This is a genomic window from Chitinophaga skermanii (assembly GCF_003259335.1).
In the GTDB taxonomy this organism is placed as follows: domain Bacteria; phylum Bacteroidota; class Bacteroidia; order Chitinophagales; family Chitinophagaceae; genus Chitinophaga; species Chitinophaga skermanii.
The window spans coordinates 176,743-197,767 of sequence record NZ_QLLL01000002.1 but is presented as its reverse complement, the minus strand read 5'-3'; the positions used below and the strand labels follow the sequence as shown (position 1 = coordinate 197,767).

17 protein-coding genes are annotated in these 21,025 nt (G+C 40.6%); 9 read left to right on the top strand and 8 right to left on the bottom strand.

Annotated elements, in window-relative coordinates:
* Positions 1-9 precede the first annotated feature (9 nt).
* The 4 genes from LX64_RS04865 to LX64_RS04850 form a co-directional block, all read right to left on the bottom strand.
* Positions 10-2,295, bottom strand: coding sequence for a xanthine dehydrogenase family protein molybdopterin-binding subunit (locus LX64_RS04865; protein WP_111596506.1), 2,286 nt, complete (start codon positions 2,293-2,295; stop codon positions 10-12).
* Positions 2,296-2,643: 348 nt separating this feature from the next.
* Complete coding sequence (locus LX64_RS04860; protein ID WP_111596505.1) at positions 2,644-2,985, bottom strand: HopJ type III effector protein; 342 nt, start codon at positions 2,983-2,985, stop codon at positions 2,644-2,646.
* Positions 2,986-3,177: 192 nt separating this feature from the next.
* On the bottom strand, positions 3,178-3,657 hold the full coding sequence (locus LX64_RS04855; RefSeq protein WP_111597028.1) for a RidA family protein: 480 nt from the start codon (positions 3,655-3,657) through the stop codon (positions 3,178-3,180).
* Between the two features lie 117 nt (positions 3,658-3,774).
* Positions 3,775-4,359, bottom strand: coding sequence for a hypothetical protein (locus LX64_RS04850; RefSeq protein ID WP_111596504.1), 585 nt, complete (start codon positions 4,357-4,359; stop codon positions 3,775-3,777).
* Positions 4,360-4,999: 640 nt separating this feature from the next.
* On the opposite strand from LX64_RS04850, the gene LX64_RS04845 reads away from it, so the two are divergent.
* Positions 5,000-5,389: an EthD family reductase gene (locus LX64_RS04845; protein WP_111596503.1), complete on the top strand. Its 390-nt coding sequence runs from the start codon at positions 5,000-5,002 to the stop codon at positions 5,387-5,389.
* Between the two features lie 197 nt (positions 5,390-5,586).
* A complete protein-coding gene (locus tag LX64_RS04840) occupies positions 5,587-6,333 on the top strand; it encodes an acyl-CoA desaturase (RefSeq protein WP_111596502.1) in 747 nt (248 codons plus the stop codon).
* 78 nt (positions 6,334-6,411) lie between these two features.
* Here the strand turns inward: LX64_RS04840 and LX64_RS04835 are convergent, their stop codons facing one another.
* The 4 genes from LX64_RS04835 to LX64_RS04820 form a co-directional block, all read right to left on the bottom strand.
* Positions 6,412-6,858 carry a cold-shock protein gene (locus tag LX64_RS04835; RefSeq protein ID WP_111596501.1) on the bottom strand — a complete coding sequence of 149 codons (447 nt, stop codon included), beginning with the start codon at positions 6,856-6,858 and terminating at the stop codon, positions 6,412-6,414.
* Positions 6,859-6,910: 52 nt separating this feature from the next.
* Complete coding sequence (locus LX64_RS04830; RefSeq protein ID WP_111596500.1) at positions 6,911-7,147, bottom strand: RNA recognition motif domain-containing protein; 237 nt, start codon at positions 7,145-7,147, stop codon at positions 6,911-6,913.
* Positions 7,148-7,417: 270 nt separating this feature from the next.
* Positions 7,418-8,119, bottom strand: coding sequence for a LytR/AlgR family response regulator transcription factor (locus tag LX64_RS04825; protein ID WP_111596499.1), 702 nt, complete (start codon positions 8,117-8,119; stop codon positions 7,418-7,420).
* Positions 8,116-9,147, bottom strand: coding sequence for a sensor histidine kinase (locus LX64_RS04820; RefSeq protein WP_111596498.1), 1,032 nt, complete (start codon positions 9,145-9,147; stop codon positions 8,116-8,118). Before LX64_RS04820 ends, LX64_RS04825 begins: the two co-directional genes overlap by 4 nt.
* Positions 9,148-9,277: 130 nt before the next feature.
* Between LX64_RS04820 and LX64_RS04815 the strand changes: the two genes are divergently transcribed.
* From LX64_RS04815 to LX64_RS04785, 7 genes are all read left to right on the top strand, one after another.
* On the top strand, positions 9,278-11,668 hold the full coding sequence (locus tag LX64_RS04815) for an outer membrane beta-barrel family protein (protein ID WP_111596497.1): 2,391 nt from the start codon (positions 9,278-9,280) through the stop codon (positions 11,666-11,668).
* A gap of 208 nt (positions 11,669-11,876) precedes the next feature.
* On the top strand, positions 11,877-12,422 hold the full coding sequence (locus LX64_RS04810) for an RNA polymerase sigma factor (RefSeq protein WP_111596496.1): 546 nt from the start codon (positions 11,877-11,879) through the stop codon (positions 12,420-12,422).
* A 43-nt stretch (positions 12,423-12,465) separates the two neighbouring features.
* A complete protein-coding gene (locus LX64_RS04805) occupies positions 12,466-13,476 on the top strand; it encodes a FecR family protein (protein WP_111596495.1) in 1,011 nt (336 codons plus the stop codon).
* 13 nt (positions 13,477-13,489) lie between these two features.
* A complete protein-coding gene (locus LX64_RS04800) occupies positions 13,490-17,011 on the top strand; it encodes a SusC/RagA family TonB-linked outer membrane protein (protein WP_111596494.1) in 3,522 nt (1,173 codons plus the stop codon).
* A 10-nt stretch (positions 17,012-17,021) separates the two neighbouring features.
* Positions 17,022-18,407 (top strand): RagB/SusD family nutrient uptake outer membrane protein, encoded by a 1,386-nt coding sequence (locus LX64_RS04795; protein ID WP_111596493.1) that lies wholly within the window; start codon positions 17,022-17,024, stop codon positions 18,405-18,407.
* A 66-nt stretch (positions 18,408-18,473) separates the two neighbouring features.
* Positions 18,474-19,535, top strand: a complete 1,062-nt coding sequence (locus LX64_RS04790; protein ID WP_111596492.1) for a TlpA disulfide reductase family protein — start codon at positions 18,474-18,476, stop codon at positions 19,533-19,535.
* 11 nt (positions 19,536-19,546) lie between these two features.
* A complete protein-coding gene (locus LX64_RS04785; RefSeq protein ID WP_111596491.1) occupies positions 19,547-20,806 on the top strand; it encodes an amidohydrolase family protein in 1,260 nt (419 codons plus the stop codon).
* The last annotated feature ends 219 nt before the right edge of the window (positions 20,807-21,025 follow it).

The following is a 21,025-nucleotide window of genomic DNA, read 5'->3' as shown; positions in this document are numbered from 1 at the left end:
ATAGTAGTTTTAACCTAAGTTTTTATGATCCAATTTGCTGTTACCAGGCTTAGGGAAATGTTCAGCAAATGGTTGATCGTAATAGCGTTTATTAGTGGCTTTGAACAAGGCGTTAGCAACGGCGCCGAAAACAGGTGGAAAAGGTGGTTCTCCTAGGCCTGTTGGATCGATATCATTTTTTACAAAATGCACGTCGATTTTTTTAGGGGCTTCACTGTGCCTGATCATCCTATAGTTGTAGAAATTGCTTTGTTGTGCAACGCCTTCGATATGACTTAATTTGCCGTAGAATGAATTACCAATGCCATCTACTACGGCACCTTCTACCATGTTGGCCGCGGCATCGGGATTAATTACAATGCCACAATCTATAGCACTAAATACACGTTCAACATATGGTGTGCCATTTCTCATAACAATATCTACCACGTGGGCAGCATAGGAGTTATGGCAAAAATAAGCAGCTACGCCACGGCTATACTTTTTGTTTTCTGCTTTGCCCCATCCCGATTTCTCTTTCACTAAATGTAGTATACCGGCATATCGATCGGGGTCATAATCATTGTTTTTACCCACTGGATTTTCTTTGGCTTTTTTCAATAACTCCAATCTTAGATCAATGGGATCTTTTCCCATAGCTGCCGCCAGTTCATCTAAAAATGATTGTTCCGCAGCCGCGTTAAAATTCGACCGGGGAGCCCGGAATGCGCCAATGGTAATATTCGATGGTATTTGCCATCCTTCTGCTAAGTAATTATCGACAGCTCCTGCCGGAAACCTATTTTCATGAATGGGATGTTCAGGAATACCGCCTCCTTTTACATGAAAACCAATCAATTTTTTATTGGCATCTAATGCTGCACGGTAAGTAGCCGTGTACATAGGGCGGTAAATGCCGTACGTCATATCGTCTTCGCGCGTATAAACAAGTTGTATAGGTGCTTTTACTTTTCTTGAAATAAGGGCGGCTTCTGAAACATAGTGGCAATATGCTCTTCGACCAAAGCCTCCACCCATGCGCGTTACTTGTATTTCGATCTTTTCGGGTGGCAGGTGCAATAATTTCGATAAAGTAGGTTCTATCCAGGCGGGCCCTTGTAATGGACCTGCTACCAAGGCTTTATCTTCAGTTACATGGGCGAAGAAGTTCATGGGTTCCATGCAATTATGCGCTAGGAACGGGGCCGTATAGGTACGTTCTATAATGTGTGCCGCATTTTTAAAGGCTTTTTCTGGGTCGCCGTCTTTACGTAATACTTGTGCAGGTTGTTGCGCATACGCTTTCATTTTTGCAAGTTGGGCGCTGGTACTTTCAAGTTCCCCGGGTACAACTACTTCTCTTTTACCGTTTCGTCCGCTCATGGTATCCGTTGTATTCCCGGCGGAAGTCCACTGTACTGAAAGTTTTTTCTTTGCGTTCATCACCTCCCAAGTAGTTTTACCTACCACCACTAACAGTTCATTGAAAGTACGGGTATCGAATCCTGCTTGCTCGAAACCTTCGTCATATAAAGTAAGGGTAAAAACATCTTTGATGCCTGGCATTTTCAGTGCTTCTGAAGCATCGAAAGATAGTAGTTTCATGCCGAATGCTGGAGGATGTTGAATCATCGCGTATAGCATCCCTTCCTGTTTATAGTCGAGGCCAAAAAGCGGCTTCCCTGTTACGATTTTCATGCCTTCCACATTCTTCTGTGGGTGGCGAACTACTTTGAAATCTTTAGTAGCTTTTAAGGGAACGTTCTTTGGAATTGGCAAGGTAGCTGCTAGGGATGCAAAATTGCCGAAGGTCGCCGATTGACCACTTTTTGTATGGATAATCATACCTTCTTTAGCGGTCAGTTCTTCGATGGGTACTTGCCAAGTGTTGGCGGCCGCTTGTAAGAGCATATGCCGGGCTGCTGCGCCCGCTTCCCGCAATGGTTTCCAATACATACGTACGGAATTACTACCTCCGGAAAACTGGGGGCCAAGTTTTAGGTTGTCGTGAGGACCCATTTCTACCACGATATTTTTCCAATCGGCTTCTAGTTCTTCTGCTACGATCATGGGGAGGGAGGTCATTACGTTTTGCCCGAATTCGGGATTGGGATTGAGTATCTTGATGACATTGTCTGCCGTGATTTTTATATACCCCGTCAATTCATTCCATTGTGCTGGTAGGATGGCTTCTTTGTGGCCTTCTGCGAGGCCTGTTTTGGCCAGCCAAGTAAAGCTGATCATAAAGCCGCCTCCGGCTAACAAAGAGGATCTTAGGAAAGACCGCCTGCTTTGGGTTGACTTTGATTGTTCCATTGTAAATAGTTGAAATAAAGGCTGATAATGACCGTTATATATGTCCGTTTTGCACTTGTTCAAAATAATGTAAAAAACGTCTACGGAATGTATACGTTTAACTGGTATTCCTACCAATATTACTGCTTGTTGAAGAACAGTAAAGTTAGTTGGACGGGGTTTATTTGTGTGGTATTGTAATGTACAAAACTACTTTGATATAGAAAGGGGAGATGCACGAGTGGCAAGATGATTATTTGTATGGGGTGTATACTTAGAAATGGAGAGGCAAATAATATCAATAAATAAAAAACCAGCCAAGAAATTGTTCATTTCGGTTGACTGGTTGTATGATAATAAAGTGGGTATTTATTTGCTCGTTAATGCAGTTCCTTCAAACTGGATACCTTCCCAGCCGTGTGCCATAAATTGCCTAATATTTTGATGATCAGTTGCTTCGGGAGTGTTTAATACGGCTTGATAGTGTTCTGCGAACAATAGTAAGGTATCTTCTTTCGACAAGTTATGTATTTGAGCGAATGAAAACACTTTAGCGCTGCCTTGGTTTTGCGTTGCTTCATTATATGCATCGCCATTTTTGAAGGCTGTTGGTTGTGCGATGTAATGATTTTCAATGAATGCGATTACATCTTTAAAAACAATAGTATTGGCTTTTAATTGGCCCAACAAGGTATTGAGAGCTTCTTTCATTTGAATATTGAATGTTGTGTTTATAGAGTTTAACGCTGTGCATTGTACAGCATAATAAGTTGAAAATGTGCTACAAAGAAAGACAATTTTTCAAACAAATTTGATGACGCAACATTTATAATAATAACGCATTAAAAAAGCAATGCACAACCAGGCCGGTTGTGCATTGACAATAATAGCTTGTTTAAACCACTATAGTTCCGCTATTAAATCGACTTCTAACTTGGCATTGGCTTCGTAGAGCCTGCTAATTTGCACCCAAGTTGCTGCGGGGTAATCACCTTTGTAAAAAGGTAAGCGCGCATTGTTGTGCTTTTTCATCAATTCAATGTCGGTAGTGTACAATGTTTCTTTTACAACATTGCTAAAGGTAGCACCATAGGTTTGCAAACATTTCTCCAAGTTGCTGTACACGCTGCTGATACCGGCAGGACTTAAATCGTCGGTTGCAATACCAGAGATGTACAGGGTGTTGCCTACTTTTACAATTTGGGCGTAACCGGGATCATCGATTTGCTTTTTTTCATTTCCCCAATGCCATTTTTCTTTGATCGTACGTGTAGTTGTACTGTCGGCTTTGAGGGCTGTTTCTTTGGGAGCTTGGTTGTTGCTGCACGCAGTGGCAGCCAATAGCATGGTTACAAAACAGAGTAGAGGGACTGTTCTTCTCATGAGTAAGCGTTTAAGGGTTCCGAGTTTTTTGTGATCTAATAAATATAGAACATGAAACATGTAACCCATAGCAACATGGGATGAATGGTCATTATTGCTGGTTGAAATTAGCGGTGATTATTCATTCGCTTTTTTCAAAATAACGAGTAGATCCTTATCCAATTCAAGCCAGTATTTCAATTTCGAATCAATGATTTCCATCACTGCAGGGCTATCTTGGTAAAACGCTTTTACTTGTGCTTTGAATTTCTTGTTCACTATGTTTTTCAGGCAAAGAAATATACCACCTGCTTTTTCAAACGTATAGAAAACTTGTTTATTAGGCATGGCATAACCACCTCCGGAGGTGAATATCCCGTAGGCATATAAGCTCGATTTAGGACCTACATACATAGGATATAAGAACTTCTGTTCTCCACTTGTTGTGGGTTTAGAAACAAACATTAACTTGTGATCTTCACGCACGATGCCATATGCATGAATATCACCCGGCAAATATTTAATGGTACCTTTTACGCTATCTACGACTTCTACTTCATCTGTATAGTTATTGGTTACCTGGCCAAATACATTTCGTTTCATTTTTATCTGAACCGCGAGGGTATCATTGGACGTAGTGACGATATAACCTGGTGAGGTGGATTGTGCATGTAGTACAATGCTCATGAAGGAGCAGGTAGCAGCTAAAAGTATTTGTTTCATGGAAGGGTGTTACGTAGTAAAAATAGTCAATTCCCTTTTTACCATTTCAATAAGGTACGTTGTATTTTTATAAAACATCCACTTTCAACCTATTACGAGAAAAAGGCTGGGCATGGAAATGTATATCTTACATGGTATTTGTTGTAATTGATTGAAATTCAATAAAAGTACAGGCTGCCTTCGGTAAACGAACGATGCATTACTGGGTAAACAACGATCTACATACTATTGAATAGCATCTCTCTACTATATAAACACTATGTAATTACATGGAATTACATGGAATTACATGGAATTAGGTTGAAATCACATGGAAACTACTTGGAAGCACCTTAGCAATCACATGAAGCTAATAGTCAAATAGCATGGAAGCATATATCCCAGGTATATGGGGTATATATGTAGAACATTGGGATAACATTGGAAGAACATTAGAAGAACATTGGAAGATATTATAATGACATTTAGGAAGCTCATTAAACTAATCATCTTCAATTAGATACAAAAATATGTTACACTGCAAGGATACTTCGTACAAAAAACCTATCCTTCCAATACCTTATAATTTGATGAACCTAATCCGTTTAATATCGTACATTACGATACAAACTTTCCACGCAACCACTAAATCCATGCATGCATGAAAGCGAAACTCCTTTTACTGACCCTACTATTTGCCATCTCGTGTACTTTTGTTAAGGCACAGTCTACCGTTAAAAAGGGGATGATTAAAGTGACCATTCTTTACCCCAATGGCGAAGGCAAAACATTTGATATGAACTATTACAAGAACAGCCACATGCCACTTATGCGGAAGTTCTTCAATCCTAAGCACTTGGCCATTGATCAAGGTTTGAAAAGTGGTATGCCCGATCAGCCCATGCCTTTTTTAGCGATTGGGTACTTGTACTTCGATAAACTATCAGATTATGAAGAAGCGTTGGCGAAACACGTTACCGAGATTAGGGCCGATTTTATAAAGTATACAAATACTACGCCTGTTGTACAAATCAGTGAAGTCGTAGAGTAATATAATTAGCAAATAAGAGCCCTGTATGTTTCAAATACAGGGCTCTTTGTTTTTATATTCTTCCCTTTGTCATTTCCTTAACATATAAAAGCCTATATTTAGAGAAATCCTTCTCTTCACCAGTAGCGTCTTTATTTTTTTCATCTATTCTTCCTTGCGTATTTGAGATTTATTTCCGCTCCTACAAAATTTCAAATATGATTGTGTTCCTGTTCTTCGTGGCAGTATGGTATCTATCGCTATTTTCTCAAACATTCTTTCAACACCGCTATGCAGCACATGGTGCTTTTACGATGAGTAAAGGTTGGGAAAAGTTCTTTTTTGTAGTTACTTATATCACCCAAGGGTCTTCTTACATGAGTCCTAAAGCATATGGTATTATGCACCGGTTACACCACGCGCATACCGATACCGAGCTCGACCCGCATTCGCCTTCATATTCTTCTAATATTTTCACGATGATGTGGAAAACGAGAACTGTATACCAAGAAATTCTTCATAATAAGTCTACTATTGATCCCCGGTACACCAAGAACTTACCGGAATGGACATGGTTTGATCGCTTTGCTAACAGCGCTGTTTCTCGTTTATTATGGGTAGGTATTTATATAGTATTCTTTGCATTTTTTGCAACGAGCCCTTGGCAGTATTTATTATTACCTATTATTATTACAATGGGAGCATTTCATGGTGCTATTGTGAACTGGTTTGCCCATAAGTATGGATATATCAACTTTAAATTGCGCAATACTTCTATGAACTTGCTGTTTGTGGATGTATTAATGTTAGGGGAGTCGTATCACAATAATCACCATAAACACCCGGCATCTGTCAATTTTGGCAAGCGTTGGTTTGAAATAGACCCGGTGTATTACCTCATTCGTTTCTTCTCGTTTTGTAAGATTATCAGGATTGTAAAGAAACCGGCCCTGCAATTGGCATAAGGGCAATAAAAAAGGTCAAAAGAGATACCTAAGTATTTCTTTTGACCAATATACATGAATCAATGGGCTAAAAATGCCTTACGATCTACTCACTTTTTTAACGTCTACGGCGCTATTGCCCCTCGCAGTTCTTTCTACCTCGAAAGTAACATGGTCGTTCTCTTGTACTGGTTGTAAAAGATTACGGTTGTGGAAGAAAATACGGTCGCTGCTGCCTTTAACAGAGATGAAACCGAAGCCTTTTGCACTGTTGTAGAATGATACGATACCTGTGTTAGCAGTATCTTTAGGTGCGTTAGGTGTAATCTCCTTAACCGTCATATCAGATGCATCAATCTCAAACTCGGTCGTTTCTTTTGGAGGTTTAGAACTGAGATTTCCATTTTCATCAATATAAGCTAACATGTCTTCTAAGCCTTTGCCTTTATTGTTGTTCAGTTTTCTATCTCTCATCTTCGCTGCTTTGTCTTCTTTAGCTTTTGCTCTTTTGTTCTGATTAGCTTTTTTAGAAAATGAATCACTCATAATTTTTCCTTTGTTTTTAATGATATGCAATATTGCAATTAATAGTTTGTACTTATTCTTCTATTTCGAATATTTGTAAGAACCTGTTCATGAAGTTCATACCGTCTAATTGATGTATAGCATTCGTGCCGTCGTGCCGGCCTTTCATATATACAAAGGCTACTCCTTCAGCGCTACCATCCTGTAGCATACGAATTTCAATTAGCTGTACATACCCAAATGGGACGAACAAAGCATACAATGCGCTCCTCGATGCCCTGTAATGCAAATTTCCAACGTAAATTTTCATATCAATGGTGTTAGATGAAAACTAATATCAATTCTTTTGTGTATTGAACAGTTCATAAAACACATTTTTGAGGGTAATCAATATGGCAGCTGGAAAAGCAATGACTGAGAGAGATTAAATCTAAATCAGAAGAAGCAGAGGCAGGAGCCCGAAATAATTCTATTAAAGGTACGATTTTTTATTGAATAAGCAGGTTACTTATTTAGCATATCATATATAATGACCTTTCCTAAGGTCCTGTAAATAAAAAAGATTATATGTGATTTATTTCTACTTTTTCTCAATCCATTCCCCCACCATCTTCCGGTAGGTTTCGCCAATCGGCAAATATGTACCATCCACCATCTGTACCTGGTTGCCCTCTATGACTCTTATTTTATCTAAAGGAATGATATAGGAACGATGAATACGGACAAATTGCTTCGTAGGTAATTTTTCTATAATATCTTTCATGTTTTCCAGTACCATTATTTGCTCTGTTGTAGTATGGATGCGGATATAATCTTTTAATCCTTCGATATAAAGGATGGAACTAGGCGCTATTTTATAGTGTTTCCGGTCGGCTTTTACGAAAAGAGAGTCATCGCGCCCGGTTAGCTGGAAAGTTTCCTGCCAGCGGGTATATTTCTCAATACTTTGATAGAACCGGGTAAAGGTAATGGGCTTCAGCAGGAAGTCGATCACGTGGAATTGATAGGCCTCTAAGGCGTATTGCGGGTAAGCCGAGGTAATGATGAAGTTATGTTGCCGGTTGAAGAGTTGCATTAGCTCGATACCGGTTAGTTGCGGCATTTGGATGTCGAGGAACACGAGGTCGACTGCTTGCGTTTTGAGTACATCCATGGCTTTGAATACGTCACAATCGGCATACAGCAAGTTGAGTTGCGGTACTTTGGAAACGTAATCGGCCATTAGTTTCACGGCGAAGGGTTCGTCGTCGAGTATAATACAGTTGATTTTGTTGTTGATCATAAGGCAATGGTTAATATAGCGGTAAAGCGGTTCTGTGCGTTTGTTAATGTAAGGGTATGTTTGTTGGGATAGTGTATTTGTAACCGTTTTTGCAGGTTGTCGAGCCCAATACCCCCTAATTTATCTTTCTTTTGTGTACCAATTTCGTTCGTAATCGCGAAAACTAAGCTTTGTTGGTCTACTTTCAAATCAATTTCGATCGTCATTTCTTTTGTCAATACCCCGTGTTTCAAAGCATTTTCAACTAGTGGTGACAATATATAGGGGGGCACCTCCAGGTAGTCGTTCCTGGTTTGGATGGTAAATTTTACTTCCCCTGCATCTTGGTGGCGCAATTGCTCCAATTCAATGTAGGCTTTCATGTAGTTGATTTCATCTTGCAAGTAGATCTTCTCCTTTTGGGCTTCGTAGGTGGTGAAGCGCATCACGTGACTCAATTTTTCTATGGCCAACAAGGATTGGTCCGACTTGAAGTACACCATCGAGTAGATGTTATTCAAGGTATTGAATACGAAATGGGGGTTGATTTGTGCCTTGAGGAACTTGATTTCTGTGATTTGATTTTCTTCTACAATAGCATGGTTGTACTCCAGTAAACGCACAAAATAGATCCCTAACCAAAGAAAGGAGCTGAATAAAATAGGCATACTGCTGTAGTGCATGTTATCCAACAAGTAATTCAACAAGGTGGTACTCGTATAATTCACTTCCCCGAATAATACACGGGTAATTTCTTGTTCCACCAACCAGCGCATACCGGTAAAAAACAAGTAAGAAACAATTAACCCCAACAGCAACTTTTTCCAATTAAAAGGATGAAACACGCGCCGCATTACTACGAAGTAATGCACATAAAAGGTGCTTACAAACACCATCACGTACGTACAATAAAACAAATTTGGCACAAGAAACTTGGCGTGGATAGGGTTCTTTACGAAGGTAAAATACGCTATCAACAACCAAAATACTAAGTGTATAAGCGCTGCTTTTCGTGTAGTTAAAGTGCCGCTGTGTAACGTTTCATTCATACTTACAAAACTATTCCTTTTCAGAAAGAGATGCCCCCGGGTTCGTAGAAAAACAGCGGGGGTTTGTCGATAAAAATAGTTAAACGGAACTATTCCCTGTTGTTTTGTGACAGATTTTAATTCACAGTATATGAAACAGGTTTTACTCTTCGTGGCAGCAATTTTATTGTATAGCAATGTTTTTAGTCAACAATTTTCCATCAAAGGCAAAGTATTGAACCAGCAACAAGTGCCGGTAGAATTTGTATACGTGGGCTTATTTAAAGAAGCGCATTCGCCCGTTCAACAAATGGTGACGGATAGCCTGGGACAATTTACGTTTAAAGCCGCGAAGGGCATTTACCAGGTTCGCATGCAGCATTTTGGTAAGGAAGTAATAAATAAAGAAGTGTTACTGGAACAAGATACCGACCTAGGCATATTGAATATACAAGATGCAACGGCCTTACAAGGAGTAACGGTTACTGCCGCTAAGCAATTGATTGAACGAAAGGTAGATCGCTTGGTATTTAATGTAGAGCATGCCGTTATGCCAACCGGGGGAACTGCCTTAGATGCATTGAAAGCTGCGCCGGGTGTACGTGTGCAGAATGATGTAGTTTCTATTGTAGGAAAGGGCGAGGTATTGGTGATGATTGACGACCGTTTACAAAGAATGTCGCAAGAGGATGTAGCCACCTTTCTAAAATCGATCCCGGCAGATCATATAAAGAGCATTGAAGTAATTACTACACCGCCTGCGCAATACGAGGCAGAGGGTAACAACGGTCTTATCAATATTAAATTAAAGAAAGCAAAGGCAAATTCTTGGATGGCCAATATTGGAGGATCTTATATTCAAAAAACCTATGCTGGCAGTAACTTCCAAGCATTATTTACTTATAACCACCGGCAATTAGCGGTACAGGCTTCTATTAGTAAAAGTCAACAACAGTTACGTACCACTTCAGACCAAGCCATATTATACCCTTCAGCACATTGGTTACAACATGTACGTACTACATCTACAGAAAGTGGGTTGAGTACCAGTGTAGGGGTTGATTATAAGCTAACATCTAAGTGGACAACCGGTGTTAAATATTTAGGTAGTTTTTCAGATCGGGATGCCAATAATGCACCATTCACCAGTATAATAGATCCCCAAACGCAGGTAGCCAAAGGTTTTATTGCTACCACTGCGCAATCAGCCAATAAGCCAAAGATGAACAGTGTAAACTGGTACCATGCTATTACATTGGACTCAACCGGGAAAAGCATTACCATCGATATGGATTATTTTTCCTACAAAAAGCACGATAACCGCTTCTTTGCCGGTAACGAACTCAACGATAGTAAGCAAATTGAAAACAATACCTTCTTTTCATCTACCAATACCAACGTCAATAAAATCGACAACTATTCTGCTAAAGCTGATATAAGCTTACCCTATAAATGGGCCAATATTAGCGTAGGCGGTAGGGTTTCATATACCAATACCAACAATGATTTAGCGGTTTTCGATCATCATACGGGTACAACGGTACCGAATGTTGATCAGTCGAATATTTTTAATTATAAGGAGCATAACGAAGCACTGTATTTCTCGGCAAATAAAAAACTGCATTCGAAATGGGAAATGCAGTTAGGCTTACGGATGGAGGCTACGCAAACCAAAGGTTATTCTAAAAACTTAGATCAAACCAATACAAACAATTATACGCGCTTGTTTCCAACAGCTTTTATTACATATGCGCCTAGCAACGATCATTCGTATTCGCTTAGCTATAGTCGCCGTATTCGCCGCCCGGATTTCGATTACTTGAACCCCTTCGTAATTCGCACCAGCCCGTATTTCTATTCAGCAGGTAATCCTTTCTTACAACCTTCTTATATCGATAATACCGAGTTTTCTTATGTGCACAAGCAAAAGTGGGTGAGCAACTTGTATTATTCACAGGTAACGGATTTTGGACAGCAATTGTCGATCGTAGATAGTACCACCAATATTACAAAGCAAACGCCTGTGAACTATGCGAATACTTACCAATTGGGCGTGTCGACGTATTACAACTTCAATACTTTGCATTGGTGGAATAGCTTTACCGGCTTAAATGTGAACTATCAAAATGTACAATCGCGCAGCAGCTTTATTCAATCGATTGATGGTTATAATGCCTACATCTATAGTAATAATGATTTTACGATGAACAAGGGGAAGACGGCGTTTTTGGGTATCAATTATGCGGTACAGTTACCCGGGCGTTATCAAATTTTCCATATTTCTACTATGCATATATTGGATGTGTCAATGAAGTTTTTATTGATGGATAAGAAATTGACATTAACCGTAACGGGCGAAGATCTATTGAATGCGCAGCGCCCTTTGATTGCTTATTATTCTAATAACATCAAGAATACGGTACGTAGTTATGGAGATAGCCGCGGCTTTAGAGTGTCGATCAGTTACAAAATGGGGAACCATAAAATAAGTACGAAACAGCGCGAGGCAGGGAACGAGGACGAGAAAAGCAGGGCTCATTAAAGGTATTGAATCCTATCGAAACCCGGTATTGCTTAGCGGTACCGGGGATTCTTTGTATACTGATCAGAAGGATAATAAATTTTTATAAAGCTACGACAATCACCCGGCGTCTTGGCCATTCATAAATTTTCTTGGCGGAGGAACAATAAAAATCAAATATCTTTATTTCCTGTTTGATAAACATTTTTCCGCTTTTAGATTCATCAGCATGCAAGACGACGTAAAGACCTGGCAAAGCTTCTGTGATGGGGATGACGTCTCTTTCCGTGATTTGTACAGCAAGTATTACACCCGCCTATTTGTATGGGGCTGCCGTTGGCTCGACGGGGAAACAGCTTTCGTAAAGGACAGTTTACACGATTTCTTTATATATCTATGGGAGAAAAAAGACAACTTGTCGCGTGATGTGCATGTCGACAAGTACTTGCTTACTGCTTTTAAACGCAGGTTAATTGAGCAATGGGGTAAAGTAAAGCGCTTAGATAATATTACTGATTATATCAATTTGTCGGGTGAAGAACTGGATGAACAAGCTATCTTCGATACCCGTTACAGCCTTATCCAAACAGCTTTACAGCAACTAACGCCTGCCCAGCGGGAAGTAATTGAGTGGCGATTTATAAAGCATATGTCGCTACAAGAGATAGCCGACGCAAAAAATACCAGTCTTAGAACCGTTTATAACCTTACCCACAGGGCGATTGCGCAGCTTCGCGCGAGTATCGGCAAAAAAAATATTTTATTTCTGTGGTAAAAGGATCATCAATTTCCCTCTGTACTATTAAAAGGTGCCAAAAATGGACAATGTTACCGTTGAGTGGTTGATCGCACAGCCTTCTTTTATTAATTATTGCTTACGTGAGCATGAACAAGATGTTCACTCGTGGCGGCAATGGTTACAGGCACATCCTGAACATGCTGATATTTTTAACGAAGCGGAAGACATTGTAAAGTCGACCGGCTGGTTATTGGTAGCAGAAAAGGAGAAAGCCGGCGCCATGGCATTAATGGACGATTATTTACGAACGAGTAAGCCAAGATCAAGAAATAAGCAATTGTATTGGTGGAGTACTGCCGCTGCGGCTGCTGTAATAGCAGTTTTGGTGATTGTTAAATGGCCAACGAAACAAAGTAATATACCCACAACTGTTGCATCTGCACCTTTACAGTTACACTACAGTGCAGATGGCAGTACAAGGAAGAGCATTCTTTTACCAGATAGCACATATGTACTCCTGGATAAGCATAGTACCCTGGATATAGACGCGGGTTATAATACCCAGAACAGGCATGTAGTGCTGAATGGAACGGGGTATTTTAAGATCAAATCGCAAGCTAACCTACCATTTGATGTAAAGGGTGGCGATTATACGGTAACCGCGTTAGGTACAGCGTTTAAAATGACGGTTACGCCGGGCCATGTACACGTGATGTTAGAGCAAGGGAAAGTAAAGGTGGAACAAGGAGTTAATGAGCATAGAAAATTGCTAACATATCTCTTGCCCATGGAGAGTTACAATTCAGCCATTAATCATCACCAAAGTAAGGCGCAAGTATTTGAACAAACGGCCTTAGCGTTGTGGAAGACGGAAGAGATCATATTTGAGCATACGCCGTTAGAGGAAGTGGTGGCGCAATTGGAATCATGTTATAATGTCGACATTAATATAGAAGGAGTGGATTTGAAGAAGGAAACGTTTTCGGGTAAGTTCCGGAACGATTCATTACAATCAGTACTGAATGTTTTGTGTTTTGCAGTGAACAAACAATATCAATTTACCGATGCTACGAGTGTTTTAATTAAGTAATCAGCCAAAATTTATGAAATGTCAGAATCGCCGGTTATCCACTAGGATAACCCAATGGGGAAAGTATGCCCATGCCTTAACACTTTTACTACTAATTATTTGCTTGTCGTTGCCAGGCAAAGTGACCGCGCAGGATAAAAAAGCGGTGCACATTTCCAATTTGCAAGCCGATAAAGCTTTTCAAGAGTTGTCCACTATTTATAAAGCCCGGTTTTACTACAGCGGTTCCACGGTAAACACCACCGAAACCATTACTATTCCAGCCGGGAAAATGACCTTGGATGAAGTGTTACAATATTTAGCAGATCAGTATGCTTTTGCTTTCAAGAAGAACAATAACATGATCAGCGTGAGCAAGAAAGTTGTAGCACCTTCTTCCGCTTCTGCTGAAAAAATCATAAAGGGCCGCGTGGGCCTTTTCGATGGTAACGATGTAATGTATGTGCCGGGTGTAACCATCCGCGAGCATGGTAGCACAGCGGTTACCGTAACAGATGATCGGGGTTATTTTACCCTTCAATTACACAATGCACCCACCACTATCTTATTAAGCTATATCGGGTACGAAACCACCCAACTCGAAACCAATAACCGGTCTCAAATAAACGTTACTTTAAAACAAGCAGCACGTTCTATTCAAGAAGTGGTAGTGTCTACAGGTTACCAAACCTTGGCGAAAAAGAACACCACGGGTGCAATCGCTAGTATTACAGAGAAAGAAATTGAAAGAAGAAGTAGCCAGTCGCTCACAGGCGTATTGGAAGGAGCTATCCCAGGCTTAACCATGGCCAATGGTTTTTCTGGTACTGTAGCTAACCGTTCTAGTACAGGCCTTTCTATCCAAGTTAGGGGTGGCAGTGCTTTACAATCAGATCGTACAGCACCGCTAATTATTGTAGATGGTTTCCAGGTGGCGCAACTGCCGCAAAATATGAATGACATTGCTACTATCGATGTATTGAAAGATGCTGCTGCGGCAGCTATTTGGGGTGCTTCTGCTTCGAATGGTGTAATTGTAATTACCACCAAAAGAGGGAAAGAAGGCAAGTTGAAAATTAGCTATGCTGCGAACACCTACTTTACAGAGAAGCCAGATTATGCGAAGTTGGGTAGGGCCAGTAGCGCAACGATGGTAGATTATGATAAAGAATTGTTAGACAAAGAATATATTTTCCCAGAAAGATGGGAAGGTTCGAAATATGGTTATACGCCTTCTTATGATTTGTTAATTAAGTTGAATAAAGGCTTACTTACGCCATCTGAATACGCTGCGAAATCCGATTCATTGGGTAGGTTGTCGAACCTGCAACAGATCAACGATTTGTTATTGCAAACAGGTGTTAGAAATAACCATTACTTGTCACTTTCTGGTGGCGGTAAAGGTTATCGTTTTTTAGTATCTGGCGCATACGACTACAACCGTAATACAATCATCGGCAACAAATCGAACAACGCGCAATTGAATACGCGTAGTGATTTTGAATTGAGTCCTACAGTGCGCATAAGTGCCGACATTAATACCGTGTTCAGTGATTCGTATACTAGTCCTGTTAGTGCATCGAATATCAGCAATTTGGCACCTTACCAAATGCTGGTTGATAACAAAGGGAATTACTTGTACGATTATACCGACTTCAACGCCATATCGAACGATTCGATGATGAAGAAAGGGTATTATAATTTCGGTAAGAATATTTTGCAAGATGCACGCTTGGCTAGCAACAATTCCAAATCGATGGAATTGAGAACAAGGTTAGTAGCCGATTGGAAGATTGTGAAAGGGTTAACGTTGAATGGTACATTCATGTACGATAAAATGAAAACCAGCGTTAAGAATATCCAAGATACGGGTATGACAGCCACCCGCACGCATTTAAACCAGTATGCTAACTTGGTGAATAATGCTGCCAACTTCAACTTGCCGAAAGGTAATATTTTGAATACAAGTGAAAGCAACGCCATTAACTGGGCTTTCAGAACGCAGTTGAACTACACGAATACATTTAATAAAAAGCATTTCGTGAATGTATTAGCGGGTTTGGAATTGAAGAAATTCGTGACCGATGGATATAATACACGCAGATATGGGTACAACGATCAATTGCTTTCTTGGATGGGTGTGGATGAAAAAACATTGTTGAAAGGTGGTTTACGCTGGTGGGATAACTCAACTATTCCTATTTATGATGCTACGAACTACAACAACTTCAATTATAACGATACCCGCCATGCTTCTTACTACAGCACGCTAGCCTATACATACGATGGTAAATATACTTTTACCGGTAGTTACCGTATCGATCAATCCAACTTGTTTGGTACCGATCCGAAATATAGAAGCTCGCCGTTATGGTCGATCGGTGGTTCTTGGGATATCGCGCAGGAAAGCTTCATGACGATCAAAAACATTTCGCTCTTAAAGCTCCGTGCAACAGTTGGTTTAACGGGTAACTTCGATAAAACAACGACCCCTGTATTAGTTGCTACGCAACGACAACAAGCGAACTTGAACGATTTCGCGTTGCGGATGAATTATTACAACCCGAAACTTCGTTGGGAGCGTACGCGCACCGTGAACTTAGGGGTAGATGTAGGCATGTATAATAATCGCCTGCAAGTAACAATTGATGCGTATAACAAATACGGTTACGATTTATTTGGCTCTTCCGTACTTGATCCTACAGTAGGTGTTGCAAGCTTGAAAATCAACGCTGCCAGCATGCGCAATAAAGGGATTGAGTTTAATATCCAAGGTAATATCATAGAACAAAGCAACTTTAGATGGAATAGCCGGTTAAACTTCGCGTACAATAAAAATATTGTATTAGAAAGCAAGTTGCCAGATAGTAATCCAGCCAGCAATCGCCCTTCTGGTACTACTCCTTATGTACAAGGTTACGGTCGGGAAACCTTGTGGAGCTACCGTTGGGCGGGTTTGGATGAAAAAGGTAATCCATTAGTATATGGTGATAAAGATGAGAAAATTAAAGTGCCTGTAATGAGTTCGTTAATGGTAAGTGGTGTATACCGTGCGCCATATGTAGGCGGTTTCACGAACGTATTTACTTACCGTGATTTCTTCGCGAGTGTGTTTGCTACCTACAACTTTGGCAACGTAATGAGAAGAGAAATGCCTAACATGGATGGATATGCAGGAGCAGGGAATTTGAATTATCAAATCGCCAACCGTTGGAGAAAACCGGGCGATGAATTGACTACAGATATTCCTTCAATTCAAGGAACGGATGATATGATGTACGATGGTAGAACACGTGTAGCCTTGTATTCTTCGAATAGTGTAATGCCGGGTGATTTTATCCGCTTGAAAGAAATCCAATTAGGCTATAGTTTACCGGCAACATTACTGCGCAAGTCGGCCTTTAAAGGTGTACATTTTATTGCGCAAATGAACAACGTAGCATTATGGGCGAAGAACAAATACGGCCTCGATCCAGAAGCAATCGACCCAGTATTGGGTGCCTATAGTTTGCCTTCTCCTAAAATCACAACATTCACCGTTCGCGTAGAACTATAACCATAGAAACATGAAGAAATTATTGCTATATACATTTATTGCTTTTAGTGTGATTGAATCGGGCTGTAGTAAGTTTACAGAAGTAACGCCGCGCAACGTAGTCATTCCTACCACGGTGGCAGATTACGAGAAGTTTTTGAACGATATTCTTTTGGCAGATGCGCCTTATGGGTATAATGAATTGTTGACGGACGATGTTGCTTTTACGGATACCCGGGTTACTGAGCAATTATTGTATCGTACAGGTAAATTGTACTTGTGGATGAATGAAACCTATAAAGCAGAGGAAGATGATGCTGAATGGAATAAGTCGTATCCAAACATTTACGTGTGTAACTTAGTGTTGGAAAACTTACCCAAGGCTGCCGATGCCACTAACCCAGATCGCAAACGTTTAGAAGCAGAAGCGAAAGTGCACCGTGCTTATTACCACTTCCAATTAGCTATGCAATATGGTAGCGATTATCAAGCTGCTACCGCTAAAACAGATTTGGCGGTGCCTTTGGTGTTGAAGCCAGATTTAGAAGCCAAGCATGCTCGTGCTACTGTATTCGATGTGTATGCACAAGTATTAAAAGATTTGGAAGAAGCCATTGCAGAACCCAGCTTTCAAACATTCGGTAAAAACTATGTGCACCCGGGTAAAGCAGCAGCATACGCTTTGTTAGCACGTGTTTACTTCTACATGGGCAATTACAGCGAAGCTGCAAAGGCTGCAAACGTAGCATTGTCATACAATAACACGATTCTCGATTATAATACGTTCAGTTTTACCAATCCAAGCAGGCCTTGGAGCGGTGTTACGAATAAACCTACCGTAGACCAGTGGCCAGAAAACATCTTTACGAAAACCAATAGCCAAAATGGTATTATCCAAGGCTTCATGATTAGCCAAGATTTATTAGATGTACTAGGTGAAAAGGATCTTCGATATGTATATACATTTTCCCGTTTAACGTCTACAGGTACCACTTCTACAAGTCCTTTACCAGATTATTTTGCTAGAAGCTTAAACGCTAGCATTACAGTTACAGAAATGATGCTGATCAATGCCGAATATTTGGCGCGTGATGGTAAAACCAGTGAAGCCATGACCATTTTAAATACCATTCGTAAAAAGCGTTTTAAACCGGCCGATTATACCGATTTAACTGCTACTACGAAAGAAGAAGGTTTGATGAAAGTACTGGACGAACGTCGCCGTGAATTAATGTACCACGGGTTGCGTTTATTCGATTTAAAGCGCTTAAACCGTGAACCTGCTTTTAGGAAAGAATTAAAGCGTGTGTACAAAGGTACTATATATACTTTGCCTGCATTAGATAACCGTTACTTGATGGAAATTAGTCCAAAAATTAGCGCTATCAATTCCAACATCGTTCCCAATCCACGATAACTTAACCAACTATAACATAGCCGTGCAGCTATTGCAAAGCTGCCGGCTTTTTTAAAATCCTATCTGATGCAAAAGATAACCTGCATGGCTTTGCTGCTTCTTGGCATGGCGCAAACAGCTATTGCCCAAAAAGTGCAAATTCATTCCGCTATTCACAAAGCCGGTACTAAAATAACGATCTACCGCGATTGGCCTAAACGAACCTTCGTTGATACCGTTTTCTTGCAAGAGGGTGCGGCTTCATTTGAAATGAAGGATTCGCTGCCTGCTGTTTACAGTATTAGCATGCGTGCTCCATTTGCCAATGCAACGGTTTTTTCGAACGAGGGTGAAGTGGTGATAGATATTTTACCCGGTTCTTCTATCCAGCTAAAAGGGGGGAAGCAGCTACAGGCATTAAAATCATTTGAAGCAGTAGTTAAGCCATTGGAGAAGAATTGGCAAATGTGGGGGAATGCTTATGCAAAGTCACAGGATTTGGATGAAAAGTTACGTGCCGGGGAAGAAGGGAATAAAGCTGCTGCAAAAGTAATGGAAGCACGGGTGAAGTTCTGTTTACAACATGCTGGAGATATTGCCGGTGCATGGAGCGCCTATAATTATGGTAACCTGTGGAGAGAGGAAGATATAAATAAGTTATTGCCGGCTTTTAAAAAGTACCCACAGGCTGGCGCCACGTACGATAAACTATTGGCGCAGCAACAAGTGTTACAAGCGAATAAAATGGTAGGGCAACCGGCGCCGAATTTTAGCCTAACAGCCATAGATGGAAGCACTGTTTCTCTACATACCTTGTTAGAATCGCATGAATATGTATTGATCGATTTTTGGGCTTCTTGGTGCACGCCTTGCCGTGCTACCAATAGGAAGCTCGCAAAGATATATGATAAGATCAAGCAAAAAGGTATTGTGGTGGTGTCGATTTCTGTAGATGAAAAAGAGGAGGCATGGCGTAAGGCGGTTGAAGCCGACAAAATTCCATGGCTGCAATTACGCACAAACAACGCGATGAAAAGTGAAGCTGTGAAAGATTACAAAGTAGCCACCTTGCCTGCTACATTTTTAATCGATAAAAAGGGTCATATCATTCGTCAACATATCTCCGAAGAGCAATTGTTGAAATTATAATCATTCACTACATGAAACGGAAACATCTATTACTTGCGCTAGCATGTTTGGCCATTATGCACAAAGCACAGTCGCAAACATTGCTGAAGAATGCGACTATCATTAACGGGGATGCCACAATTCAACCACGTAAAGGTGCTATTTACATTAATAATGGTAAAATCACGAACATTGTTTACGGGAAGAAAAACATACCCACGAAAGGGTATAAAGTAATCGATTGTGATGGGAAGTATGTAACGCCGGGTCTCACGGATGCACATATGCATTTGGCTACCGGCGATTTAAGGAATCTTGATACAGCGATGAAAAAGACAGATGCACTTTTGTTGAACATGCTGTATCATGGGATCACTACTGTACGGGATATGGCCGGTGATGGTAGTTATTTAGCGAACTATAAACAACGCATTAATAAAAAGGAATTACCTGCCCCAAGTATTTTTTATGCAGCCCAATTTGCAGGGTCGCATTATTGGGAATTGATCAACCGGGGCAGTAAGCAATCGAAAGATGGGAACACTCCATGGTATCGTAGCATTGATGCGAATACCAACATCGCAAAGGCTGTAGCCGAGGCGAAGGGATATGGCGCTACTGGGATTAAAGTATATAACGACCTAACAAAGGACCAAATCGCTCGTATTACAACAGAAGCGAATAAGCAAGGATTGAAAATTTGGTCGCATGCAGCTGTGTTTCCAGCAAAGCCTATGGATGTGGCCAAACTTAGCGTGAGTAGCATGTCACATGCGGCTGATATGGCTTTCGACCAGTTACCGGGTGATACAATTGAAATCTCGGCGGCATGGCGTTCGGTATATAAAAACTTTACATTGGATACGGCGCACCTTGTAGTGTTGCTGCAACAAATGAAAGCAAATGGTGTATTCCTTGATCCAACTGTTTTTCATGCTACGAATAATAAATTAACCTATGCACAAACCGTAGTTCGCTTGGCGCACCAAGTGGGCGTGCAAATTGTTGTTGGTACCGATTGGGTATACCCAGAAGGCCCGGGCGAAGTGCCTTTGGAAGATGAAATGAAAACCTTGGCCAATAAATGCAACCTTTCCAATTCATATATTATACAAGCTGCTACCCTAAATGCTGCGCGTGTTATTGGATTGAAAGATAGGGGACAGGTAATGAAAGGAAACATAGCCGACCTATTAATTGTAGCAGAAGATCCCAATACGCAACTAAGCACATTGTTTAGACCTTTATTGGTGATAAAGGAAGGCGTTCTTCATACACCAAACAAACTTTAATATCATCACACCAGTCTTCAGCGAAACAGTTCTACAAAGTTTCTTGCCGCGTATTTTATACGTTTAAAGGACTGGTTGTAGGGATGTTTCGCTTTTTTATTCCATTATTGGGAAACATCATGAAAAGAATTGTTCGTATGCCGAACAAATTTATACATACTGAAGTAACGTTTCATACGGAAACATGCCTGCTGTTGTGATACTGCGTAAGTGCTTATT